At 56.1% G+C, this 25,732-nt stretch carries 20 protein-coding genes and 1 riboswitch; of the genes, 7 read left to right on the top strand and 13 right to left on the bottom strand.

Translation table 11 applies throughout. From position 1 onward, the window contains the following. Positions 1-64: 64 nt before the first annotated feature. Positions 65-275: riboswitch (cobalamin riboswitch) on the top strand. A 46-nt stretch (positions 276-321) separates the two neighbouring features. From bluB to lexA, 4 genes are all read left to right on the top strand, one after another. Beyond that, a complete protein-coding gene (bluB, locus tag AAY24_RS03460; RefSeq protein WP_046858506.1) occupies positions 322-1,053 on the top strand; it encodes a 5,6-dimethylbenzimidazole synthase in 732 nt (243 codons plus the stop codon). Positions 1,054-1,358: 305 nt separating this feature from the next. Beyond that, entirely contained in the window at positions 1,359-3,365 is a 2,007-nt protein-coding gene (locus AAY24_RS03455) for a sodium-translocating pyrophosphatase (RefSeq protein ID WP_046858505.1), read from the top strand. A 237-nt stretch (positions 3,366-3,602) separates the two neighbouring features. Next, on the top strand, positions 3,603-4,058 hold the full coding sequence (locus AAY24_RS03450) for an RNA recognition motif domain-containing protein (RefSeq protein ID WP_046858504.1): 456 nt from the start codon (positions 3,603-3,605) through the stop codon (positions 4,056-4,058). 210 nt (positions 4,059-4,268) lie between these two features. Next, positions 4,269-4,877, top strand: a complete 609-nt coding sequence (lexA, locus tag AAY24_RS03445; RefSeq protein WP_046858503.1) for a transcriptional repressor LexA — start codon at positions 4,269-4,271, stop codon at positions 4,875-4,877. A 37-nt stretch (positions 4,878-4,914) separates the two neighbouring features. Here the strand turns inward: lexA and AAY24_RS03440 are convergent, their stop codons facing one another. The 10 genes from AAY24_RS03440 to smc form a co-directional block, all read right to left on the bottom strand. Beyond that, on the bottom strand, positions 4,915-5,250 hold the full coding sequence (locus AAY24_RS03440; protein ID WP_046858502.1) for an SET domain-containing protein: 336 nt from the start codon (positions 5,248-5,250) through the stop codon (positions 4,915-4,917). Positions 5,251-5,308: 58 nt separating this feature from the next. Continuing rightward, on the bottom strand, positions 5,309-6,085 hold the full coding sequence (locus AAY24_RS03435) for a polysaccharide deacetylase family protein (RefSeq protein ID WP_234422234.1): 777 nt from the start codon (positions 6,083-6,085) through the stop codon (positions 5,309-5,311). A 155-nt stretch (positions 6,086-6,240) separates the two neighbouring features. Continuing rightward, complete coding sequence (locus AAY24_RS03430) at positions 6,241-8,562, bottom strand: Tex family protein (RefSeq protein ID WP_046858500.1); 2,322 nt, start codon at positions 8,560-8,562, stop codon at positions 6,241-6,243. A gap of 1,215 nt (positions 8,563-9,777) precedes the next feature. After that, a complete protein-coding gene (gene ihfB / locus AAY24_RS03420; protein ID WP_029133775.1) occupies positions 9,778-10,086 on the bottom strand; it encodes an integration host factor subunit beta in 309 nt (102 codons plus the stop codon). Between the two features lie 81 nt (positions 10,087-10,167). Next, a complete protein-coding gene (gene rpsA / locus AAY24_RS03415; protein WP_046858498.1) occupies positions 10,168-11,844 on the bottom strand; it encodes a 30S ribosomal protein S1 in 1,677 nt (558 codons plus the stop codon). Positions 11,845-11,948: 104 nt separating this feature from the next. Continuing rightward, positions 11,949-12,614 carry a (d)CMP kinase gene (cmk, locus tag AAY24_RS03410; RefSeq protein WP_046858497.1) on the bottom strand — a complete coding sequence of 222 codons (666 nt, stop codon included), beginning with the start codon at positions 12,612-12,614 and terminating at the stop codon, positions 11,949-11,951. Beyond that, entirely contained in the window at positions 12,615-13,940 is a 1,326-nt protein-coding gene (aroA, locus tag AAY24_RS03405) for a 3-phosphoshikimate 1-carboxyvinyltransferase (RefSeq protein WP_046858496.1), read from the bottom strand. Between the two features lie 127 nt (positions 13,941-14,067). Continuing rightward, complete coding sequence (gene ligA / locus AAY24_RS03400; protein WP_046858495.1) at positions 14,068-16,083, bottom strand: NAD-dependent DNA ligase LigA; 2,016 nt, start codon at positions 16,081-16,083, stop codon at positions 14,068-14,070. Next, a complete protein-coding gene (gene zipA, locus AAY24_RS03395) occupies positions 16,080-16,910 on the bottom strand; it encodes a cell division protein ZipA (RefSeq protein WP_046858494.1) in 831 nt (276 codons plus the stop codon). The genes ligA and zipA overlap by 4 nt, the downstream gene beginning before the upstream one ends. A gap of 106 nt (positions 16,911-17,016) precedes the next feature. Continuing rightward, positions 17,017-20,523: a chromosome segregation protein SMC gene (gene smc, locus AAY24_RS03390; RefSeq protein ID WP_046858493.1), complete on the bottom strand. Its 3,507-nt coding sequence runs from the start codon at positions 20,521-20,523 to the stop codon at positions 17,017-17,019. Between the two features lie 211 nt (positions 20,524-20,734). On the opposite strand from smc, the gene queF reads away from it, so the two are divergent. Beyond that, a complete protein-coding gene (queF, locus tag AAY24_RS03385; RefSeq protein ID WP_046858492.1) occupies positions 20,735-21,124 on the top strand; it encodes a preQ(1) synthase in 390 nt (129 codons plus the stop codon). Between the two features lie 112 nt (positions 21,125-21,236). On the opposite strand, the gene rdgC is transcribed toward queF, so the two are convergent. Continuing rightward, positions 21,237-22,148, bottom strand: a complete 912-nt coding sequence (gene rdgC, locus AAY24_RS03380; RefSeq protein ID WP_046858491.1) for a recombination-associated protein RdgC — start codon at positions 22,146-22,148, stop codon at positions 21,237-21,239. A 98-nt stretch (positions 22,149-22,246) separates the two neighbouring features. Beyond that, positions 22,247-23,335 carry an AmmeMemoRadiSam system radical SAM enzyme gene (amrS, locus tag AAY24_RS03375; protein ID WP_046858490.1) on the bottom strand — a complete coding sequence of 363 codons (1,089 nt, stop codon included), beginning with the start codon at positions 23,333-23,335 and terminating at the stop codon, positions 22,247-22,249. A 90-nt stretch (positions 23,336-23,425) separates the two neighbouring features. Here amrS and amrB point away from each other — a divergent pair, with 90 nt between their 5' ends. Both amrB and amrA read left to right on the top strand, forming a co-directional pair. After that, positions 23,426-24,214 (top strand): AmmeMemoRadiSam system protein B, encoded by a 789-nt coding sequence (gene amrB / locus AAY24_RS03370; protein ID WP_046858489.1) that lies wholly within the window; start codon positions 23,426-23,428, stop codon positions 24,212-24,214. Then, the gene (gene amrA / locus AAY24_RS03365) at positions 24,201-24,800 is read left to right on the top strand and encodes an AmmeMemoRadiSam system protein A (protein WP_046858488.1); all 600 of its coding nucleotides are present in this window, start codon (positions 24,201-24,203) and stop codon (positions 24,798-24,800) included. Before amrB ends, amrA begins: the two co-directional genes overlap by 14 nt. Here amrA and AAY24_RS03360 read toward each other — a convergent pair. Continuing rightward, on the bottom strand, positions 24,797-25,711 hold the full coding sequence (locus tag AAY24_RS03360) for a pentapeptide repeat-containing protein (protein WP_046858487.1): 915 nt from the start codon (positions 25,709-25,711) through the stop codon (positions 24,797-24,799). The two genes, amrA and AAY24_RS03360, sit on opposite strands and share 4 nt — an antisense overlap. Positions 25,712-25,732: the final 21 nt, after the last annotated feature.

The following is a 25,732-nucleotide window of genomic DNA, read 5'->3' as shown; positions in this document are numbered from 1 at the left end:
AGGCACACATTATGGGGCGCAAATAATCAGAGGTAAACTTCCGCAGCAAATCCTGTAAAATTGCCAACCCAGTAAAACTTCAGGTGCCCGGCTCTGTAGAGCCGGGAGAATCGGGAAAGCGGTGCGACTCCGCTACGTGCCCAACGCTGTGATGGGGATTTCACAGACCGGCGGTTGTTTTACAGGCTGCCGCCAGCCACTGGACATAGGATTCGGGAAGGCGTCTGTGGAAGTGGAACCTGAGTCAGAAGACCGGCCTGAAGTGCAACCTCATCGGATACCTGGTCAAGTATTCGTGATTTTCCAGACAAGGGGAATATTATGGAAAATCCTTCAGGCCACCTGCAGGAAGTGGTCGAATTCAGCGTGGCGGAACGCGACGCACTCTATAAGGCCATCTTCTCCCGACGCGATGTCAGAGGGCAGTTCAAACCAAACCCTGTACCGGATCAGGTCCTGGCCCGGATACTAAGGGCCGCGCACCACGCCCCTTCCGTAGGCTTTATGCAACCCTGGAATTTCATGCTGATCCGATCTCCTGCCATCAAGCGGCAGGTCCATGGGCTGTTCCTGGAGGCGAACCGGGAAGCCCGGGAGATGTTTGAGGCAGACAAAAGGCCACTCTACAGCGCCCTCAAACTGGAGGGCATACTGGAATCACCGATCAACCTGGTGGTTACTTGTGACCGGGAACGGGCCGGCCCTGTGGTGCTGGGTCGTACCCATGACTTGGCAATGGACATCTATAGTAGCGTCTGCGCGGTTCAGAATCTCTGGCTGGCCGCAAGGGCCGAGGGGGTGGGTGTCGGTTGGGTGAGTATCTTCGACCCATCGAAATTGAAAGAGCTGCTCAATCTGCCAGCCCGGGTAGTTCCCATCGCCTATCTCTGTGTCGGTTACGTGGAACACTTTTTCACCCAACCGGAGTTGCAGAGCACCGGCTGGCGAGACCGGTTGCCGCTGCAGGACCTGGTCTACTTCGATCGCTGGGGAAACAGTCAGCCGGAGAAGGAGGGGAATCTGTTATCCGAACTGGCCAAAACCCACGGCTAGTCCCGCTATTCAGCGGGAACAAGCACGGTCTACCCTGGCAGGTAAACGGTTGGGCAGTTTATTGATATACCGCAAACATTTACTCCATCACGGACTGTGAATGACTCTGGATTCAGATATACTCTCGATTGCTTTTATTAATCAGGCTATTCGAGCAGTTTATTTAGCTTTACCATAGAGCAGTGTAATTCCATTGGTTTCATCGATCTTGTATCAGAACTGTCAAATCACGGGTTAATGTCATCTCTTATTGTCAGGCCCGTCCGGTTGTTTTTTTATTTTGAATAAAAAAAACGAGGGGAGAAATGAGTTTAAGTCACTTGATACCACCATTTTTAGGAATATTGGGCCTGGTTGCGGCCTTTAGAATCTATAAACTGGTCATGCAGTACGAGACCGGTAATGAAAAGGTTACCCGGATAGCAGAAGCAATTCATGAAGGCGCCATGGTCTTCATGCGACGCGAATACAAAATGCTGGGGGCATTCTCAGCCGTTCTCGTCATACTGCTGCTATTTATGCTGGGGGTCAAAACTGCCTTTGCCTTTGTGGTCGGGGCGGGCGCCTCTGCCCTGGCGGGTTATATCGGCATGTTCTCGGCCACCCAGGCGAACGTGCGTACCACCACGGCGGCCCACGAAAAGGGAGCCTCCGAGGCCCTCTCCATTGCCTTCTTTGGTGGCTCCATTATGGGGCTTTCAGTAGCCGCATTGGGACTGCTTGGTCTTGGTACCCTGTACCTCTTCTTCGGCGGTGATCCGGAAACTGCCCATGCCATTCACGGTTTTGGTATGGGGGCCTCTACGGTCGCCCTCTTCTCCCGTGTTGGTGGCGGTATCTTCACCAAATCCGCTGATGTGGGTGCCGACCTGGTGGGTAAGATCGAAGCCGGTATCCCGGAAGATGACCCACGCAACCCCGGCGTAATTGCCGACAATGTGGGCGACAATGTGGGCGATGTGGCCGGTATGGGATCCGATATCTTCGAATCTTACTGCGGTGCCATGATCGCGACGATCGCTATCGCTTCCACCATGACCGTCGATGTCCTGGACCCATTGGGTCAGCAGGCGGACCTGATGTTCCTGCCTCTGGCGCTGGCATCGCTCGGTCTGATCTGTTCGGTCATGGGCATCCTGCTGGTACGCAAGTACTCGGCTAAGAGTCCGGAAGTTGCCCTGCGTATCGGCACGATCAGTGCGACCATCATTTTCATTATCACCTCCCTGATACTGATTAAGCTTATCGGGGTATCGGCTGCCGTCTGGGGTGCGGTATTGTCCGGCGCGGTCGGTGGCATAATCATCGGTCTGGTTACCGAATACTATACCGCCGGCAAACCGGTCATCCAGATAGCAAAATCGGGGGAGACCGGCCCGGCGACCGTCATGATCGCGGGACTCGCTATCGGTATGCAGTCCGTGGTCATCCCCATCCTCACAATCTGCGCCATTATTTTCGCTTCCAGTTCCCTGGTCGGCCTATACGGTGTGGGTATTGCAGCAGTGGGTATGCTGGCAACGGTCGGCATCACCATGGCTATCGACGCCTATGGCCCGGTGGCGGATAACGCCGGTGGTATCGCTGAGATGGGCGGGCTGGGCGCCGAGACCCGGGAGATCACCGATTCCCTGGATGAACTGGGTAACACCACGGCGGCTATTGGTAAAGGGTTCGCCATTGGCGCTGCTGCACTGGCTGCTCTGGCTATCATTACCGCCTACGTGGAGACCGTCGCGGCCAACATCCCCGATTTTGCACTCAGTCTGAATAATCCCCATGTGCTGATCGGTCTGTTCATTGGGGGCATTCTGCCCTTCCTGATCGCCTCGATCACCATGACGGCTGTGGGTGATGCGGCATTCGACATGATCAAGGAGATTCGACGCCAGTTCCGGGAGATTCCCGGGCTGATGGAGGGCACCGCTGAGCCGGACAGTGCACGCTGTGTGGACATTGCCACAACCGCTGCGCTGAAAAAGATGATCCTGCCGGGTGTAATCGCGGTTTCGGCACCCATGGTGGTGGGTTTTGTCCTGGATGCGGAAGCGCTGGGTGGCATGCTGGGCGGCGCCCTGCTTGCCTGCGTCCTGTTGGCACTCATGATGGCTAACGCCGGTGGTGCCTGGGACAATGCGAAAAAGCATATTGAAAAGGGTAACTTTGGTGGCAAAGGCTCGGATGTTCACAAAGCCGCTGTGGTCGGCGACACCGTTGGCGACCCCTTCAAGGACACCTCGGGCCCGTCGATGAATATTCTGATTAACGTCATGGCCATTGTCAGCCTGGTTATCGCACCGCTGTTGAGCTAACCCGCACGGGTGAAGCCGATTCCGGGCTGATCCCAGAATGACCGGCGGCCGTATACTTACGGCCGCCGGTACTTCAAAGCACACCAGTCGATATATTTCCCCTGGTAGTGCTATATTTCAGGTAGTTGTCGATACAGTTACACGCCAGCGCCCCTTGTTGTGCCGGGGATCTTTAAGGCAGTGCAACTGTCAAACAGCTTGAAGCACTTCAGGAACAGCCTGCACAAGGATTGAGGTATGGAAATTTTCATTCGAAGGTTACCCAAATCGACCACCCGTCTCCATCTGATGAAGTTCATATCCGATGCACTGAAGCCGAAATGGTACCTGCTGCAGTTTTCTCCCAAAGGGACACTGCGTCACTGCGATATCTGGCGTATTGATGATCCCCAGACCAAACAGGTCGAGTACCATGGGGTTGCCCGTATCGAACCCCCTTCTGCGGCTCTGCAGTTGATAAACAGACTCAATGGACAGCCGTTTAGGACCAAGATTGTGGAGGTCAGAAAGTTTTTCCATCGCTCATCAGAGCGGGACAGAAGGCGTCTTCAGGATGAGCAGATCGCCAAAGAGTTTAGCGAAAAACGTAAACGGGACCGCAGAAGATCCGGCTTGCATATCGATCATCTCCACGCTGGAGTCACAACCGATTCTCTACCTCCATCGGGTTTTAAGGTGGCCTCCCACTCATGACAGCGGGATAAAGCGATCAGCTACACCGCCTTGAGTTCCGACAAGCAGTAAGCCGGAATACACTGCTATTGATAGTCAATGGCAGCACACTCTCCCATACGCCACTTCCCACATTGGTTTCCAGCATTTCACACAAGAATTTGCCGCAACCTGTTTCCCATTGGTTCTCTTTGCACTATAATAGAACGAAGCTAGAACAGGGAGTCAGGTATGAACGATCATTTAACGCGCAGACAGCAGGAAATTTACGACTACCTCCAGACAAATCTGGATAAGTTTCCCCATCCCCCCACGCTGGATGAACTCTGCAACGCACTCGGACTGAGTTCCAAGGGATCGTTACACAAACAGATTCAGGCCCTGATAGATGCCGGCTTGATAGAACCGATGAATAACCGCCGCCGGGGTATAAGACTGACCAACCCGGATAGGAACGAAGATCAGGGCTTGCCGTTTCTGGGTTACATTGCAGCAGGTCAACCAATTGAGGCGATTGAGCAACGGGAAACCGTCCAGGTTCCGGATTTTCTGCACACCAGCCGACCCTGCTATGTCCTTCAGGTAAAGGGTGACTCGATGATTGAAGAGGGCATTCTTGACGGCGATCAGATCATCATCGAACAACGGGATCATGCACGCAATGGTGAGATTGTGGTTGCCCTGGTGGATGGCAGCGAAGCGACTCTCAAACGTATAGAACAAAAACCTGACCGTGTGGTGCTACACCCGGCTAATGCCAATATGTCGCCCATGGTCTATGCGCCGGAACAAGTGCAGATACAGGGTATACTGGTAGGACAAATGCGTCGTTATCACTAGGAGAGAACCGGCACCGCTGCGCCCATAGCACCATGGGTTACTCCGGTTCATAGTTAAAGGTAATCTCCTCGTTCTTCCCGATTTTTACCCTGGCGTACAGATCAAAACCATCAAATTCAGCGTTACCCGGTATCTGATGATTAAGGAACCGCAGATAGTTCTTACCGCTGCGACCAACTGCATTCTCTTCATCATCAGGATCATAGACCCAAAGCACGTAGGTGCCATTCCGGCGTGCAACCGGCCCATGATAGGTACCGATATATTCACCCTTTGACAACGCCCGTTTGGCGAACACGCCGGTTCCGTGGATGCTTGAGGGGGCGATATAAACCAACTCCTTGAGCTGGCTGTTTTTAATACGCAGTTCCATCGACACCTAATCTCCCATTATTGAGCCGTGACAGCATAGTGCCTCAGGACGACCTATCTCATTTCCGCGTACTTTGGATTGCGATGTGCTCAGCGCGCCCATACACCGTACCCCATCCCACAAGGTGTCTCTTCAGGGGGGCATCAGCAATGCTGTTATAGAGTTCGCCAAGTGACTTGATTTCCCACTGCCCCCCTTTCCACATAACCAACAATCGCTCAAAGACCTCCAGCAGTTCAATCCCCTCCCTCTCAGCAGATAGACTGAATACCTCGCCATTGGGCATGATGCGCTGACATGCCGCGTAGAGATATTGGTGCAGGTTTTCTTCGTCTATTCCTTCCTGGGCCAGGAGTTCATCCAGGGTCGGCAGAGTTGTAGGTATCTGGGGACAGTTTGACGACACGCCCTGGGACTCCGGTAAAAATATGTGCTGACCGCGCACATCGGAAGCAAAATCAAATCCCAGTTCCTCCTCTTCACTGAACAAGTGAGGATTGACCTGCCATCCCAGGGCGGCAAAACAGTGTGGTGCCTTACCAAACAGATCAGTAAATGCTTCGCAGGCAAACGCCAGTTCACTATAGGTCCAGTCAGCGCTCTGGAAGGCCACGTCCTGATGCCAATCTGATGCGGTATAGGAGGCAATGCCTATATCGTGACCTGCATCGGCCACGGCCAGGAGATTGCTCCTGCAGCGTTTGCTGATTAGGGGGGCCGGCAAGTGCCTTCTGACCAGCCTGGGGATCTGATCACCGAAAGGATAACGACTATAGTCAGGACCAAGGCTGAAAAAGAATGTCGCCTTGACCTGATGCTCATCCAGCAGACGCAACAGGGCCGGCACCCCTTCACGAGCACCTTTTTCCGATCCAACTTCTATTCTGAGAGCTACTCGCAACTTCCTACACTACCTTACTTGTGACTGAACCCGATCAAAACAGTGACAAAGTATACACAGAGTAACGGGGTAATTGGGATCAAATACCCCTAACGCCGTTTTTTTAAAGCATCTCCCAGCGCAGCTGCCATAGCACCCCCCATAGGCGGATTATTCTGAGCAGGCCGTTTTACTTGTCGCTGTTTTGGCTTTGCCGCGGTTGTCCGGGCCGAATCGTTAGGACGCCTGGCTCTGTTATCACCGTCACTCTGATCTGACAATCGCATACTCAGACCAATTCGTTTTCTGGCAACGTCTACTTCCATGACCTTCACCTTTACCAGATCACCGGCCTTGACCACTTCCCGGGGATCCTTGATAAATTTCTCCGCCATGGCAGAGATATGAACCAACCCATCCTGGTGCACACCAATATCAACAAAGGCACCAAAATTGGTGACATTGGTAACAACACCTTCCAGAATCATATCGGGCTTCAGATCAGACAAGCTCTCGATCCCGTCCTGGAAACTGGCAGTCTTGAACTCGCCGCGGGGATCACGCCCCGGCTTCTCCAGTTCGGCAATAATATCCGTCACCGTCGGCACGCCGAACTTTTCATCGGTAAACTGTTCTGGCCTGAGGGTGCGAAGAAATGCCCGATCGCCAATAACATCCTGGATCCGGCGGCCAGCCTTGTGCAGAATCCGCTCAACAACCGGATAGGCCTCCGGGTGCACCGCGGAGGCATCAAGTGGATTATCACCAGCATTGATCCGCAGAAAACCAGCGGCCTGTTCAAAACTTTTGTTACCCAATCTGGGCACCTTCAGTAACGCTTTCCGGTTCTTGAACGCACCATGCTCATCACGATACCTGACAATATTTTCCGCCAGGGTTTTGTTTAACCCGGAAACCTGTCCCAGCAATGCGGGAGAAGCGGTATTGATATCAACACCTACGGAGTTAACACAATCCTCCACAACATTATCCAGTTGCCGGGCCAGGCGCGTCTGGTTGACATCATGTTGATACTGACCAACACCAATCGCCTTAGGATCAATCTTCACCAGCTCCGCCAGCGGATCCTGCAAGCGTCGGGCAATTGATACTGCACCACGCAGGGTCACATCAAGCTCCGGCAGCTCAGCCGCTGCCAGCTCAGAAGCAGAATAGACAGACGCACCCGCTTCACTAACCATGATTTTCTGAACCTTGAGTTCGGGATGACGCTTTATCATATCGGCCACTAGCCGGTCTGTTTCCCTTGAAGCGGTACCGTTCCCGATAGCCACCAGACGAACGCCGTGACGTTTCGACAGCACCGCCAGGGAATTGATCGAAGCGTCCCACTGATTCTTTGGTGCATGCGGGTAGATGGTATCGGTATCCAATACTTTACCCGTGGTGTCCACCACAGCGACTTTGACTCCGGTTCGCAAACCGGGGTCGAGTCCCAAAATCGGCAGATTTCCTGCCGGGGCAGCCAGCAACAGGTCATTGAGGTTGTGACCGAACACCCGAATCGCCTCTTCTTCTGCCGCTTCACGCAGCCGCATCTTAAGTTCCAGGTCAAGGTGGCTGAAGATTTTTACCCGCCAAGCCCAGCGAACACACTCTTTCAACCAGCCATCCGCAGCACGCCCCTGATCTTCTACTCCAAACTGTTGGGCAATAGTCATCTCACAGGGAGATGTGCCGGTTATCTCTTCATCGACAACCAGCTCCAGATTCAGCAGGCCTTCATTGCGTCCCCGAAACAGTGCCAGTGCGCGATGTGATGGAATCTGTTTAATCGGCTCGGCGTAATCAAAGTAATCTTTGAACTTGGCCGCCTCCTGCTCCTTCTCCTTTACCACCTGGGATTTGAGCACACCCTCGTTCCACAGGTATTCACGCAGCTTACCCAGCAGCTCGGCATTCTCAGCAAAGCGTTCCATGAGAATCTGCTTGGCGCCATCAAGCACCAGCTTGCTGTCGGTGAAACCGGCTTCACTATTCAGATAGGCGGATGCCTCTGTGGCGGGATCCCGTGTAGGGTCGGAGAGCAGTAGCAGCGCCAGGGGTTCGATGCCTGCTTCGCGAGCAATCTGGGCTTTGGTTCTGCGCTTCGGTTTATAGGGCAGATAGAGATCTTCAAGTCGGGTTTTGGTCTCAGCCGAAAGGATATCCCGCTCAAGTGCTTCAGTCAGCTTACCCTGTTCCCGGATGCTGTTAAGGACAGTTTCACGCCGAGCCTCCAGTTCCCTCAAGTAACCCAGGCGTTCTTCAAGATTTCGTAACTGGGTATCATCCAGACCGCCGGTTTTTTCTTTACGGTAACGTGAAATAAAAGGGACAGTCGCGCCTTCATCCAGCAACGCTACCGCTGCCGCCACCTGGTTGGCAGCGACACTCAACTCTTCAGCAATCTTGCTAACTATTTTCTGCATTACAGCCATGATTCCGGTTGTGTGCCTGGTTCACACCAACGCACAATAAAACAGTGCCGAGCTGTCAGGCTCGGCTCATTTGAATTTAAATCTCTGAATCAGCGGACCAGCTCTTCGGACTTTCCAGGTATGGCATCGATGCATATTAAACCCGGCAGCTATCGCCATAAACCGACATGATGCTTTTAAGCTCTTCCAACACCTGTTGACGCGACTGAGGAGTCAAGTGAACAAGCTCCGGCAGAATCCGCCCCTGTTCCAGCAATTCGATGTCATGCCGAACCACCCGACACCCCTTGTTACATATCGCCTCTACACAAGCATCGATATTCCTGTTCTGCATAGCGTCATAACGTCCCGATCATCTGGAGCTGAATTATATAGGAGATCGTCTAAACCCTGCCAGAAATCCATACCACCTTCCACCAGTTTAAAAACCGGATCACGAGATGTGGGTTAAGCACTTGAAATCATTCACTAAGCATGCTCGTCAAACAAAATAGTTCTCTTTTCGTTCTCGTTGAGCTATTATAGAACCATTAGAGAACAAGGATGTTCCTGACGTTTCACATACCAGGGCAAGGAAGGCGTAATTAACTTCACAGTTGACTCGTTAGGTGCACTCCATGAAATGTAAAAACGGTTATATCATGCAAGACCAGGTTCGTGATCAGATTAGCAGCTTGATGGCATGTAATCCGAACACCAGGCCGTCCCGTTCCGAGTCCCGATTACATCTGCTGTCTGTAGCGGTAGTAACTTCTGTCTACTTGTTGGCTATGGCTGTATCCGTTTAGTTGCAGAATCGAGACCTCACCTGCAGATCACCAGATGCCGGGTTAAGGGCGTCCGTTGCCTGGAACCAGAACAACTCCCGCACACCAACCCGGCCTACCATCTGTTCTGATCAAACAGCCCGACAGTAAGCTAAGATCATTCGGCTTACTTAAAGGGGCTCATCCGTCACAAATCATGTGCTTGGCAGGTGTGGTGAGGATTAAGATCCATAACGGCCTGTCCAGCTTTCCCCGGCACTATTTAGCCATTCATGGATTCGACGCTTTGAAGACGTACCCGAAAATTCGGGCAACACACATGGCGGGGCCGCCTGTGTCAGAAAAGAAAAAAGCTTATCAATAAGAATTGTTTGAAGATTTAATCTGGAAGCATCACTTCCAGATTAAACAACACGGACTCTCAACGAACCGAATCAGGTTAGCCGGTAATTTTGGAGCCACTGGCGGCACTTTCGTTTACCCGCTCGCGCAGTTCCTTACCCGGTTTAAAATGCGGCACATACTTTCCGGCCAGTGCTACCGATGCACCGGTCTTCGGATTACGCCCCTGCCTTGGTGGACGGAAGTGAAGAGAAAAGCTACCAAAACCACGGATTTCTATACGCTCTCCGGAAGCCAGGGTTTGACTCATCTGCTCCAGCATGCACTTCACAGCCAACTCCACATCGCGGTATGCAAGGTGGCTCTGTTCTTTTGCGATGACGTCAATCAATTCAGATTTTGTCATTCTTTTTGAATCCCCTCGATGTTGCCGGGACCCGATATCGGGTCCCGGCTTACTTCGATCAACTGCGTTTAGCGCAACAGATCATTTCTTGGATGCTTCGTCCATCTGTGCTTTCAGCATATCGCCAAGTGTGGCGGTGCCGGTAGGTGCACTAGAATAGGACTTGATCGCTTCCTGCTCTTCAGCAAAGTCTTTCGCCTTGACGGAGAGCGTAATTGTGCGATTCTTTCGATCCACACCCAGGAAACGAGCTTCGATCTCATCTCCCTCTTTCAGCTCTGCACGTGCATCTTCCACCCGGTCGCGGGAGATCTCGGAGCTACGCAGATAGCCCTCGATGCCTTCAGCCAGGGTGATGACCGCACCACGTTTATCGACTTCTTTGACAATACCCTTGACGATATCGCCCTTGGCATTGTTTGCCAGGTAGGACGAGAAGGGATCTTTGTCCAGCTGCTTAATACCCAGGGAGATACGTTCACGCTCAGGGTCCACGGAGAGTACAACAGTCTCCAGTTCCTGCCCCTTCTTGTAGTCACGAACACCCTCTTCACCGGCCTCATCCCAGGAGATGTCGGACAGGTGAACCAGACCATCGATTCCACCTTCGAGACCAATGAACACACCAAAATCGGTGATTGACTTGATCTTACCAGTGACGTGATCGCCCTTCTTGTGGGTCTCTGCAAACTCTTCCCAGGGGTTGTTCTTGCACTGTTTCATGCCCAGGGAGATACGACGACGTTCCTCGTCGATATCCAGAACCATGACCTCAACCTCATCGCCCAGCTGAACCAGCTTGGAGGGATGAATATTCTTATTGGTCCAATCCATCTCGGAGACGTGAACCAGACCTTCAACACCCTCTTCGATCTCGACGAAGCAGCCGTAGTCAGCCAGGTTGGTCACCTTACCGAACAGACGGGTGTTCTCCGGATAACGGCGAGCCAGATTGGTCCAGGGATCATCACCCATCTGTTTCAGACCCAGTGACACACGCTGTTTCTCACGATCGAACTTAAGCACCTTAACGGTAATTTCATCACCGATCTCCACCACTTCGGACGGATGCTTGACACGCTTCCAGGCCATATCGGTGATATGCAGCAGACCATCGATACCACCAAGATCCACAAAAGCACCATAGTCGGTGAGGTTCTTGACAATACCCTTGATCTCCATGCCTTCCTGCAGACTCTCCAGCAGCGCTTCACGTTCAGCACTGTACTCAGTCTCAACAACGGCACGACGGGAAACCACGACGTTATTACGACGCTGATCCAGTTTAATTACCTTGAATTCGAGGTCCTTACCTTCCAGGTAAGTGGTATCCCGAACCGGGCGAACATCGACCAGTGAGCCGGGGAGGAAGGCGCGAATCTCGCCCAACTCAACAGTGAAGCCACCTTTAACCTTGCCATTAATGCGGCCGGTTACGTTCTCCTCTGCTTCAAATGCTGTCTCGAGGACCTTCCAGGCGTGATGGCGCTTGGCCTTTTCACGGGAAAGACGGGTTGCACCGAATCCATCTTCGACAGCGTCGAGAGCTACCTCGACCTGATCACCAACGGCGACTTCAATCTCTCCATCCAGATTCAGAAACTGGCTCTTGGGTATAACACCCTCGGATTTCAGTCCGGCATTGACAATTACGGCGTCATTGGTGATTTCCAGTACGGTGCCGACAATAATGGCACCGGTGCGCAGCTGAGTTTGCGCGACGCTCTCTTCAAAAAGTTCAGCAAAGCTTTCGGTCATGGGTTAATAATCCTAATCGGCGAACCGATTACTGTATCGACCTGTATAAAATCTTCAGGCCGACGGGGTTGAAGTTAAAAAAACAGCCCTTAACGGGCCACCTGTCACTTGAGTTCCGGCAGGATCTGATAGACCCGGTCCAGGACTCTCTCCAGCACCTCATCAATAGAGAGTGCAGTTGAATCCACAATCAACGCCCCTTCCGGGGCCATGAGTGGCGCTACACTGCGGTTACGATCCCGGTCATCCCGTTCACGAATCTCCGCAACCAGACTCTGTAGATTAGCACTTAAACCCTTCTCTATCAACTGCTTATATCGACGTTGAGCGCGCTCTTCCGCACTGGCATCAAGAAAAATCTTCACATCCGCCCCCGGGAAAACCACACTGCCCATATCCCGGCCGTCCGCTACCAGTCCCGGCTCAACGGCACACGCCCGCTGCCAGGCCAGTAACGCCGCCCGAACCTCTGGCAGCGCAGCCACCTTGGAAGCGGCATTGCCTGCCTGCTCACTGCGGATCGCCAGAGTGACATCCTCACCATCCAGCAGCACCTGGCCATCCCGGAACTCAATACGCATATCAAGGGCCAATCGGGCCAGTTCATCGGCGTTATCGAGACTGATACCAGCCTGACCTGCGGCGTATCCCAGCAGCCGGTAAAGCGCCCCACTATCCAGACAACGCCATCCCAGAATCCCGGCAAGTCGGCTGGCGATGGTCCCCTTTCCGGAGCCACTTGGCCCATCGATTGTGATAATGGGAGCCATTCAATTCTCCTCGCTCTGCTCTATATCCAGTCCGGCGCCGGAGGCCAGCGCCACAAACCCCGGGAACGAGGTGTTCACATTGCTGCAGTCATCAATCAGAATCTCACCTTCGGAGCGCAGGGCAGCCATGGCAAACGCCATGGCGATCCGATGATCACCATGGCTGTTGATTCTGCCGCCACCTATCCGGCCACCCTGAATCACGATCCCGCCAGGCGTGGGCATTGCCTCCACACCTACAGCGGCCAGACCATCAGCCATCACCTGAATACGGTCACTCTCCTTGACCCGCAACTCTTCCGCTCCGGTGAGGAGTGTTTCACCCCGGGCACAAGCTGCGGCAATAAACAGAGCCGGAAACTCGTCAATGGCAAGGGGAACCTGATCTTCTGGTATACGGATACCGTGCAGATCCGCAGAACGGACCCGCAGATCCGCCACCGGCTCGCCACCCACATCACGCTGGTTCAGAACCTCGATATCAGCCCCCATCAGTCGCAGGATATTGATGACCCCATCCCGGGTCGGATTGATTCCCACGTGTTGCAGCAGAACATCCGATCCGGGTGCAATGCTGGCGCCAACCATAAAAAAAGCCGCCGAAGAGATGTCCGCCGGAATATCGATATCACAGGCCGTCAGTTTTCCGCCTCCCTGCAGGGCGGCGGTTGCCCCGCTGCGCTGAACCGGGTAGCCAAAGCCACTCAGCATTCGCTCGGTGTGATCCCGGGTAGGCGCCGGTTCGGTTATCCGGGTCTCTCCTGTGGCATAGAGTCCGGCCAGCAGCAGGCAGGACTTGATCTGGGCACTGGCGACCGGCAGCGGATAATCGATTCCGTTCAGGTGGTCCACCGGGTATATGGTCAGGGGCGCCGTTCCCTGTTCCGTGGTCTCCACTTGCGCCCCCATGCTCCGTAACGGATCGGTCACCCGGCGCATCGGCCGACTGGAGAGCGAACGGTCACCGATCAACGTCAGTTTCAGCCCCTGCCCGGCCAGCAATCCGGCCAGCAGGCGCATGGAGGTACCCGAGTTACCCAGATCCAACGGACCGGTTGGCAGTTTGAGGCCATGCATACCGACTCCCTGAATCGCCACGTTCCCATCTACCGGGCCACTGATCTCCACGCCCATGGCACGAAACGCCCGCAGCGTCGCCAGACTGTCATCGCCCTCCAGAAACCCGCTGATATGGGTCGTCCCCTCGGCCAGTGACCCCAACATTATCGAACGGTGCGAGATCGATTTGTCACCCGGCACACGCAGGGTACCCTTCAGGCTACCTCCCGGCCGAATATGAAAAATCAGGTTTTTGGCTGAACTCACTGGAGTCTCCAGAAATACAAAACAGGGCAGGAAAAAAATGACCGCACAGCTTAGCCCTAAACAGGACACAAGTAAACAATAAAAACAATGGGTTAGATAGATTCAGCGGAATCCTGGCTACGTCAGCCTACAGCTCCAACAGCCGGGCCAGCCCCGCTTCATCCAGAATAGCCACACCCAGTGATTCTGCCTTGGCCAGTTTGGAGCCGGCCTCGGCACCCGCCACCAGATAATCGGTCTTTTTCGAGACGCTGCCGGTTACCTTGGCGCCCCGTGCGATCAACTGTGCCTTTATCTGATCCCTGGGTTGGCTGAGGGTTCCGGTAATCACAAACACCTTGCCGGCCAGTGGCAGACTCTCGGCATCAGGCACGACAATCGGCTCCCAGCTCACCCCCGCATCAATCAGCGCCTGAATCACCTCGCGATTGTGTTCCTGGCGAAAGAAGGTGATCAGGTGCTGGGCCACCACTGGACCCACATCCGGCACTTGCAATAGCGCTTCCGTATCCGCCTGCATGATCGGCTCCAAGTCACCAAAGTGATTGGCCAGGGATTGGGCGGTGGTCTCCCCCACCTCCCGGATACCCAAGGCGAACAGAAAACGCCCCAGACTGGTTTGCTTGCTCTTCTCCAGGGCCTCCAGCAGATTGGTGGCGGATTTGCGACCCATCCGTTCCATCTGCTCCAGTTCTTCCAACCGAAGATGGAACAGGTCTGCCGGTGTCTCCACCATACCGCGGCTCACCAACTGATCGATCAGTTTGTCTCCCAGCCCCTCGATATCCATGGCCCGGCGGGCAGCAAAATGCCGGATCGCCTGGCGCCGCTGGGCGGGACAGAACAGCCCGCCACTGCAACGGACCACCGCTTCATCCGCATCACGAATTACGTCAGAACCACAGACCGGACACTGCTCAGGCATCCTGAACACTGGTAGATCGCTGCGCCGTTGTTCAGGAATGGAACGTACCACCTGGGGAATCACGTCCCCTGCCCGGCGAACAACCACCCGGTCACCGACCCGGATATCCTTGCGCCGGATCTCCTCTTCATTATGCAGCGTGGCATTGGTTACCGTTACACCGGCCACGTTGACCGGCTCCAGCCGGGCGACCGGGGTCAGTGCCCCGGTCCTGCCCACCTGGATATCGATCGCCAACAGGCGGGTCATCTCCTCCTGGGCGGGGAATTTCTGCGCAATGGCCCAACGGGGAGCCCGGGAGACAAAGCCCAGTTGCGCCTGTTGCTCCAGGTTATCCACCTTAAACACCACCCCGTCGATCTCATAATCCAGGGTGGGGCGTCGTTCACTGATTTCCCGATAATAATCCAGACAGCCGGTCGCTCCTTCCACCGTGCGCATCTCCGGTGAGACCCGCAAGCCCCAATCGGCTAAACGCCGGATGCTTTCACTCTGGGTAGTTGCCAGCGGGCCGCCCGTGATCTCGCCAAAACCGTAGCAGTACATGGCCAACGGACGTTGCGCAGTGATTTTCGGATCGAGTTGCCGCAGACTGCCGGCCGCCGCATTGCGTGGATTGGCGAAACCCTTCTCCCCGCGGATCCTGGCCTGCTCATTGAGCTTGGCAAAACCGGCCAGGGGCATATAGATCTCCCCCCGCACCTCCAAAACTTCCGGCCAGTCACTGCCCAGCAATCGCAGCGGTACAGAGGGGATGGTTCGGACGTTGAGGGTCACATCCTCGCCCCGGCTGCCGTCTCCTCGGGTGGATGCCTGTACCAGCAGGCCGGATTCATAGCGCAGGCTGATCGCCAGACCGTCAAGTTTCGGTTCTGCGGTATAGACAACCTTTTCCACACCCCCAAGGCGCTCCCGGACCCGTCGATCAAAATCGATCATATCCTCTTCGGAAAAGGCGTTATCCAGCGATAACATCGGAATCCGGTGCTGTACCTCGCCGAACCCCTCCAGGGGCTGGGCACCGACCCGCTGTGTAGGGGAAGCGGGATCGATCAGTTGCGGATATTGCTGCTCCAGCGCCTGAAGCTCACGCATCAGCCGGTCATAGGCACTATCCGGAACCTCGGGATCGTCCAGAACGTAATAGCGGTAGTTATGCTGGTTGAGCTGCTCGCGCAGCTGCTCTACGCGACGCTGGATCTCGGCAGGTATTGTCATCGTTTACTAAGGGCCAGCTGAAGCTGTCTGCGGTGTTCCCGGATGCGTTCCCGAATATGCTCAATGGTCTGCTTACTCAGAACACTATGGGTCTCGTCCTGCAACTCCCCATCCAGCAGGGCCGCCAGCCGTTCCGCGGTAAACAGCATATCAGAGAAGGCAACCAAGCCATCCTTCGGCCCGGGAAGCTGACCAAACAGCGCCAGACCAGGCGTGGTGAATTCCTCCATCCTGTCCAGCGGAAACACGCCCGGTTCCACCATGCTGGCCATACTGAAGACCACCCGGCGCTTGCTGCCGCTGGTGTCATAGCGATGAAAAATATTCATGTCGCCGTATTCAAGCTCCACATCCCGGGCCACTTGCTCTATCTGTTCACCTGAGAAGTGTCCGTTTGTCGCCACCACGTGGATCTGCAGTATCAGTCCCGGGAGACCCTCCTGAAGCAGCTCATCCAGCTGATCATCGGGGTCTTCGGCGGTAAATGAGAAAGACTCCTGTTGCATGGCAGGATCCACCTGGTCCGCGGGTTCGTGGGCCACGCTATCCAGTTGCCTGAGTTCTGTCTCCAGTTGGTCATCGTCCAGGGCCTCGGTGAGGGCCGGTTCAACCGGCTGCCGGTCATCCGCCCCATCTTCTGGTGCGTCACTCCAGTGGGGATCGACCCGTTCAGCCGGCACATCAGGCGACTCAAATCGCTCCTGTTGCGCTTTGCGTATGGCATGCACCCGGGCATTGACCTTTTTATGGCGATCCCAGAAATAGATCCCCAGAATCAGGCCCACGCCGGCGAGAAACAGAATCAGACGTAGTATATCGGCATCCATTCGTTTACGGATTCACAAATGTCACGGTGGTGGCTGTTGATAGTACAGCGCCCAACCCGGTTTTTGTAAGCTTTTTGGTTAAATCGATCACACCCGGGGTCCTGGGTTACATCGCGGCCAGCTCGGCCGCTTCAGAGATATCCACTGACACCAGGCGCGATACACCCGGCTCATGCATGGTAACACCGGTAAGCTGGTTGGCTATCTCCATGGTCAGTTTATTGTGACTGATAAAGATAAACTGCACCTGCTCCGACATAGACTTGACCAGTTCACAGAAACGCCCCACATTGGCATCGTCCAGCGGTGCATCCACCTCGTCCAGCATACAGAAGGGCGCCGGATTCAGTTCAAAAATGGCAAATACCAATGCCACCGCGGTGAGCGCCTTTTCACCACCGGACAGCAGATGGATACTGGAGTTGCGCTTGCCGGGCGGTCGAGCCATTACGGTAACGCCGGTATCGAGCAGGTCCTCTCCGGTCAACTGCAGATAGGCGTGCCCGCCACCAAACAGCTTGGGGAATTTCTCCTGCAAGCCACTGTTGACCTTGTCGAAGGTCTCCTTGAAACGGGTACGGGTTTCCCGGTCAATTTTTCGGATGGCGTTCTCCAGCGTTTCCAGCGACTCTGTCACATCAGCGTGCTGGGCATCCAGGTAATTCATCCGCTCAGACTGCTCCTGGAACTCGTCGATGGCCGCCAGGTTGATGGGGCCGAGACGCCGGATACGGGCTTCCATCTGTTCCACATTTTGCTGCCAGGTCTCGATAGTGGCCTCGCCCGGCAGTTCAAGAAACAGCTGTTCGCGCTGAAAACCGGTCTCTTTCAGCTGCTCTTCCAGGGTCTTGCAACGGATCAGCACCTCCTGCCGGGCCATCCGCGCCTGATCCATGCTGGTGCGCTGGCGTATTACCTCCTGTTCGCAGGCGGAGCGCTCCTGCTCCATACGGCGGACCCGGGCATCAATCTCTTCCAGGGTGGTTCGCGCCTTGGCCAGCTCGGCTTCAACCTCGACTCGCAGGGCCAGCTGCCGCTCCAGCTCCTCGCCTTTCTCCAGCAGCGGCTCCTGCCCCTCTTCCAGCGACTGTTTCAGCTCTTCTCGACGGGCGGTGAGATGGGCCAGTTGCCCTCGCATCCGTTCCAGACTCTGGGTCAGGGACGCCTGTGAGCTACGCATGGATTCGATCTGCAGGGCGATACTGTGGGACTGGTTGCGTTGGCGGGCGGTCTCCTCCCGGATCTCACTGAGCAGGCTGTTGTGGCTTTCCCTTTGCTCCACCAGCCGTTCCCGGCGCTCACTGAGAGTCTCCATCTCCTCCAGGGCGGCATGCAGTCGGGCCCGGGACAGCTCCAGCTCCTCCCGGTCCTGCTCCGCCTGGGCACGCAACTCCTCCATCTCCCGCTGTATGGATTCACCGCGCTGTTTCAGATGCTCGGCCCGGGTACGCTTTCCAGCCAGTTGGGAGCGCAACTCCGAGATGCCGTGCTTGATCTCATCAAGCTGTTTCTGGGCCTGCTCTTTCTCCTGTTCCGCCATGCGCAACTGTTCACGCCCATCAGCCAGGGTCGCCTCGGTCTGCGCCACCTGGTCCAGAAGCTGTTCAATCTGCTCCCCGAGCTGACGGATCTCCTGCTCCCGCGCCAACACACCGGAGGTTTCATCCTCACCCCGGTTGAGGCGCAGCCAGTTCCTGCCCAGCCAGACACCATCCGGCGTAATGACCGATTCCCCCGGCTTCAGGCTGTCACGCAGGGTGTACGCCTGGGCCAGGTTGTCGGCGGTTCGAACACCCGCCAGCAGGCTCTCCAGTGGCCAGGGCGATTGGATCCGCCTGGACAGAGCATCGGCTGTAGCCGGCCCGTTTTCAGCCCTGACACTGGTATCGAACAGGGAGAGTGAACCACTCTTCAGGGTATCCAGTACCGATTCCAGATTGGCTAAACCATCGCTGCAGACCGACTGCAGGTGGAAGCCCAGTACAGTCTCCACCGCCTGTTGCCAGCCATCCTCCACTTCGATCTCCTGAGCCAGCCGGGAGGCGTTGCCCAACTCCTGGGTCTCCAACCACTCGGTGACCGCCTGCTCCTGCTTGCCCAAAGCCGCCTGCTGCAGCGCCTCCAGGGAGGCGTATCTGCCCCGGGCGGTCTGCAGGGCGGCACGGGCCTCATCCAGCAGTTGCCCGGCGACCTGATTCTGCTGACGGAGCGTGGTAATTTTTTCCGCCGCCTCAGCCAGCTTCTCCTGCTGCAATGCGGCCTGCTCTTCCCGCTCCTGCTCCTGCAGCTCCAGATTCTCGATACTCTCCATCAATTGCGGATCGTTCAGTCGCTCCAGCTCCTCGGTAAAACGCTCAAGCCGGCGCTGGGTCTGGTTGCTTTTTTCATCCAGGTGATTGATACGGGTGCGTTCCACCTGGGCCGTTTGGGCCGGCTCCGCCGCCTGATGGTTGAACTGCTCCCACTCATTCTGCCAGGCCTGCATAGCCTGTTCCGCTTCAGCCAGCCGGGCCACTGACTCCTGTTCAATCTCCCGGGCCTGCTCCAGCAGAGGCTCCTGCTCCGCCAGGTTGGCGTTCAGCTCTGCCAGGCGCGCTTCATCCTGCTGACGATGATCGCTGGACTCCTGCCAGGCCTGCTCGGTCTGGTGCAGATCGTGTTCAAACTGGGCACGGCTCTCCTTGGCGTACTGGATCGACTGCTCCAGGCGGGCGATTTCACTGCCCACCGCGTAGAAACGGCCCTGCACCTCGTTGAAATTGTCATTCGCTTCAGTATGTGCACTCCGGTCCCGTTCGATCTCCGCTTCCAGGCGCCGTTGCTTGGCGATGGCCGCCTCAAGGTCGGTCTCTTTCTCCAGAATCTCCTTGTCGCGCCGCTTGATATCCTCATCCATGGCACGCCAACGCAGCGCCAGCAGTTCCGCCTGGAGCCGGCGCTCCTGCTCCTTGTACTCCTTGTAACGCTCGGCAGTATTGGCCTGGCGTTGCAGGTGCTGGAGCTGCTTGGCGATCTCTTCCCGCAGGTCATTCAGTCGATCCAGATTCTCCTTGGTGCGGCGGATCCGGTTTTCCGTATCCCGCCGACGCTCCTTGTATTTGGAGATACCGGCGGCCTCCTCCAGGAAGGCGCGCAGATCTTCCGGCCGGGCCTCGATCAGGCGCGAAATCATACCCTGTTCAATAATGGAGTAGCTGCGGGGACCCAGGCCGGTACCAAGGAACAGATCGGTGATGTCGCGTCGGCGGCAACGCACTCCGTTCATCAGATAGTTGGATTGGCCATCCCGGGAGACCTGGCGTTTGACGGAAATGGTGCTGTACTGGGCATACTGGCCGCCGGCTTTGCCATCGCTGTTGTCGAACACCAATTCGATACTGGCGGTACCGACCGGCTTGCGACTGGTGGAACCGTTGAAGATGACATCCGCCATCGATTCGCCACGCAGCATCTTGGCGGAACTCTCCCCCATCACCCAGCGAACGGCATCGATCACATTGGATTTACCACAGCCATTTGGCCCGACAATACCGACCAGATTGCTCGGTATGTGCACGGTCGTCGGATCGACAAAGGATTTAAATCCGGCCAGTTTGATTTTTTCTAAGCGCATAGACTCGGTAACATACAGCTAGGCGATCCTGGATACAAGAGAACCAGGTCTGATTATTCCACTTTAAAAATTAACTTTATCTTATTGTTTATTAAATATAATTAATTATCGTAGCAGGGGTTTTCACAGCCCTCAGACACGCCGGCTTCAGACCGGCCGACAACTCCCGTATAATCGCCGAATTTCTTCCACAGATCGAGAACATTCGCACATGCCAAGCCAACCCAGCAAGACCCTGGAAACTTTCGACAATCCACAACCGGAGCGAGACTACACCATCCGCATAGAAGTACCGGAATTCACCTGTCTCTGTCCGAAAACCGGCCAGCCCGACTTTGCCGAACTCACCATCGAATATATTGCAGATAAACTCTGCGTCGAACTGAAGTCCCTGAAAATGTACGCCTGGTCATTCCGCGACGAGGGTGCCTTCCATGAGGCGGTAACCAACCAGATTCTGACCGATCTGGTGAACGCCACCCAGCCCCGTTTCATGCGTCTGACCGCCAATTTTAATGTTCGCGGCGGCATCTACACCACCGTGGTGGCTGAACACCGGGCAGAAAACTGGCAGCCGCCGGTGCCGGTCACCCTGCCCTGAAGCCCGCTGGACACTCCCCCGGGCAAGGCGCGGTGAGCGGCGTCGAATGCAAACCAAGTTGCTGCTCCCCGCACCCCGCCCGGCGGCGTCACCTATCCGAGCAATCGTAAACTCACTCCGCCTCTGCCAGCCCGCCAAAGGTCTCCACCAGACGGGCGATAAAGCGCCTCAGCTCCAGGCTCATCAGGGCAAAATCCACATCGAACCGGGTGGCGGCATCTTCGGCTTCCGCCGAGGCCGCTTCCTCCAGGATCAGATCGAGAAACTTCAGCCGTTTGATCGCCATGTCATCGCACAGTACGAATCCGAGCCGCTCGCCCCACTCCAGGGCCAACTTCACCACCTGCTTGCCGGCTTCCAGGTGGATGCGTAGCTCATCGCCCTCCAGGTCCTGCTGTTTGCAGCGGATGATGCCCCCCTCTTCCACCGTATCCCGCAGTTCACACTCATCCTGAACCAGGAATTCTGCCGAAGAGAGCGCCCCGTTCAGCCAGGCGGTCATGACGGAGGCCGGAGACTGGGCCACTTCCAGCGGCTTTGCCGGCAGTGTGCCGAGGGTCTCCCGCAGCAGGCTGACCAGCTCCTCGGCCCGTTTACTGCTGGCCGCATCCACCACCAGCCAGTTCTGTTCCGTATCGATATAGGCGTAGTGGTGGGAGGATTTCACAAAGGCCCGGGGCAGCAGGTCGTGAATAAGCTCATCCTTGATCTCCTCCCGCTCTTTGCGCCGCACCTTGCGCGCCTCCGACTCCTCGATAGCGGCCACCTTCTCATCCAGCATCTCGCGCACCACGGATGCAGGCAGCAGCCGCTCTTCACGCCGGGCACAGATCATAATGCAGCCGTTGGCCGCATGGGTAAGCAGTTCCGCCCCACGCCCCAGTGGTGGTTGCCAGCCGAACGAGGCCGGCTCCAGGCTGCCACAGCTTTTCGCCGCCCGGGCCAACAACTGTTCGTGCAGTGCTTCGGGGGTGAGTTCGAACGGGGTAAGGAGTCTGAAAATCTGGAGGTTCTTGAACCACATGCCGGTATTGTTTCCTGCAAAAAGCGGGCATTATCCCGGAACCGGGATCGCCTATCCAGTCTCAATCTCCTGCTGTTGTGTGATCCGGACAGCCGAATTCACATCCCTTGATCCAGGCGCACCGGCATACGCCTGGCGCCCCAGTCACCCGGCGTCGCTTCAAACACTCCCGCACAGGTTTCCCCACAGTAGGCACAGCGCCCATCAGGGGTCAGATGCCACTCGCCCAGTTCATACCAGTCCCGCTGAATCAGCAGCTTGCCGCAACTGCTGCAATAGGTGCTGCCACCCGCTGAATCATGCACATTGCCGGTGTAGGCATGGTGGACACCGTTACTCAGTGCGATCTGCCGGGCCCGGCTCAGGGTCGCCGGTGGTGTGGGCGGATAATCCCGCATCTTCCAGTCCGGATGGAAAGCGGAAAAGTGCATCGGCACGTCCGGTCCCAGATTCGCCACTACCCAGCGGGTCATCCGGTCAAGCTCTTCGTCGCTGTCGTTCTCTCCAGGTATCAACAGGGTGGTCAGTTCGAACCAGACCCGGGTCTGCTCCTTGAGGTAGACCAGCGTATCCAGTACCGGTTGCAGGTGGGCGCCGGTCAGCTTGTGGTAAAACCTCTCATTGAACGACTTGAGGTCCACATTAGCCGCATCCACGTGCCGGAAGAACTCCACCCGGGGCTCCGGGCTGATGTAACCGGCGGTCACAGCGACCGTCCGGATATCCTGGGCATGACAGGCGATGGCGGTATCCACGGCATACTCCATGAAGATGACCGGATCGTTATAGGTAAAGGCGATGCTGCGACAGCCGAGCCGTTTTGCTGTTGCGGCAATCGTTTCCGGGGAAGCGGCATCGGCCAGGGTATCCATCTCCCGGGATTTACTCATATCCCAGTTCTGGCAGAAGCGGCAACTCAGGTTGCAGCCGGCGGTGCCGAATGAGAGCACCGGAGTCCCCGGCAGGTAGTGGTTGAGCGGTTTCTTTTCAATCGGATCCACGCAGAAGCCACTGGATCGTCCGTAAGTGGTAAGGACCACCTTGCCGTCATGACAAGCGCGCACAAAACAGAGTCCCTGCTGCCCCTCCCGCAGTTTGCATTCCCGTGGACAGAGATCACATTGGACCCGGCCATCCTCCAGGGTATGCCAATAGATGGTCGGATGGTCCGTTTCTTTCAATTGCATGTTACACCCCCACTTAAGTACTCATACTCTACACTTTAGATGTAAAATTTCATCGAATATTCGTTGCATGAAACAAGTCGGGATAACGCAATGAGCAGAACAATCAAGCATTCGGCGGTGGCAGGCGCCTTCTATCCTGCAGAACCGGAAACGCTGCATCGACAAGTACAGCAATTTATTGATGCTGCCAGGCCTGTCAGCGACACCAGACCCAGGGCCTTGATTGCCCCCCATGCCGGTTACATCTACTCGGGCCCCATTGCCGGCAGCGCCTATGCCACGCTGCTGAACAGTAGCGACATTCACCGGGTCATTCTGCTGGCACCGGCCCATCGGGTCGCGTTTCGCGGTATCGCCTACAGTTCGGCCACCCATTTTGAGACACCCCTGGGCCTGATTCCGGTCGACCAGGAGTTGCTGGGGAAAATCGCCTGCTCACCTTCCCTGCAGCTCAACGATGACGCGTTCCGGGATGAGCACAGTATCGAGGTCCAACTGCCTTTCCTGCAGGAAATATTGACTGATTTTAAAATCGTACCGCTCCTGGTGGGGGATGCCAGCCCACCACAGGTGGCTGAGATTCTCGAGCAGACCTGGGACGTGCCGGAAAACCTGATTGTGATCAGTTCCGATCTGAGCCACTACCTGGATTATGAAAGTGCCACTGAAATGGATCAAAAAACCTCCCAGGCCATCGAGGCGCTGCAACCGGAGGCGCTCACCTATCACAGCGCCTGCGGCAGGACACCGGTCAGTGGACTGCTGTTGGTGGCAAAAAAACATGGCCTGAAAGCCAGAACTCTGGATCTACGCAACTCTGGAGATACCGCCGGTCCCCGTGATCGGGTTGTGGGGTACGGGGCCTATGTGTTCAGTTAAGCAGTCGAACGAACCGTTGAGCAAAGCCGATCAGGAGAATCTGCTGCGTATAGCCGAGGCGTCCATCCGACACGGCCTGGAACAGCGCACGCCCTTGCCGGTAGACCCAACAGAGTTTTCCGCCCCCCTGCAACAGCAGCGCGCCTCCTTTGTCACACTCCTTAAGCGGGGCCAATTGCGCGGCTGCATTGGTCACCTGGAAGCCACCCAGGCGGTGGTCGCCGATGTGGCTGCCAACGCCTACTCGACCGCTTTCGAAGACCCCCGCTTCCCGCCGGTAAGCGGCACTGAACTGCCACTTCTGGAGTTGCACATCTCGCTGCTGACCCCGGCAGAACCTCTGGAGATCGGATCGGAAGAGGAACTGATCCAACAGCTGGAGCCGGGGGTCGATGGTCTGATTCTGGAAGACGGCTATCACCGGGGCACATTCCTGCCGTCGGTCTGGGAACAGCTTCCAGATCCCCGAACATTTGTCACCCAGCTGAAGCTGAAGGCGGGACTGCCGGCCGGCCACTGGTCAGAAACTCTGCGGGTCTCCCGCTACAGGACCGAGTCCATTCCTCCGCGTGACAACCACAATTAGGGCTTGATCAGACAGCTTCCCAGTGAGCCGGGCTGACACAGGGCGCCATTGATCCAGATAGCGTTATCCAGACGGGCCTGTTTAATGGCCGCCCCGCCCAGATTGGCTCCGGTGAGGTCGGCAAAGCTGAGGTCCGCACCACTGAGATCCGCGTAAGAGAGATCGGTATACCTCAATGTAGCCCCTTTCATGGAGGCGCTTTTCAGCTCCGCATAACTGAGGTCGGATTCAGACAGATCCACATACTGCATATCACCGTGATTGAATTTACCCCCGGACAGTTTCGCCCCGCGGACCGATCCGTTACTCAGTTGCACCCCATCCAGTTCAGCGCTCTCCAGCTGTAACCCATCCAGCTTGCAGTTACGCCAGTTGACCCCGGGAGCAGGTTGGCTGTCACAGTCCGGATCCGGTATGGACGCCGGGGCACCCAGGTAGATTCCAAAACCGACAGCCAGTAACACCAGGGTGCCAACGATAATCATGCTGAACAGTGGCAGGGGTTTTTTTCGACGTCGTTCCAGCAGGTCTATCTTGGCCTGCCGATGGTTCTGGATAATCTCCAGTTCAGCCTGGCGCCGCTCCCCCTTCCTGCGTTGGCGGTAGGTGCGATCATCGGCCGCTACCCGACGTTCACGGCCGTTCCGTTCATCCTCCCGCAGCCTGGAAGTGATCAGCAGTTCCTTGTCCCCGATCTCCAACGCCTTCCGGATTTCCGGGGGAACCACATCGGGAACCTTGGAAACCGGCAGCCAGTCGATCTTATCGATACTGACCTCATCGTCGACACGCACCCGGCCAAGCAGGACAAATCGCCTGATGGCGCCTGGTGGGTGGGGGCCCTTAATCTCACCATCACGCCGCACATACCAGAGCTTCTGCTTTTTGGACTCGCTCTTTTTTTCTGTCATTGTCACTCTACGCTATCGATC

Origin of the sequence: Sedimenticola thiotaurini, assembly GCF_001007875.1 — a bacterium.
Lineage (GTDB): Bacteria > Pseudomonadota > Gammaproteobacteria > Chromatiales > Chromatiaceae > Sedimenticola > Sedimenticola thiotaurini.
This window is presented reverse-complemented; position numbering and strand designations above follow the sequence as displayed.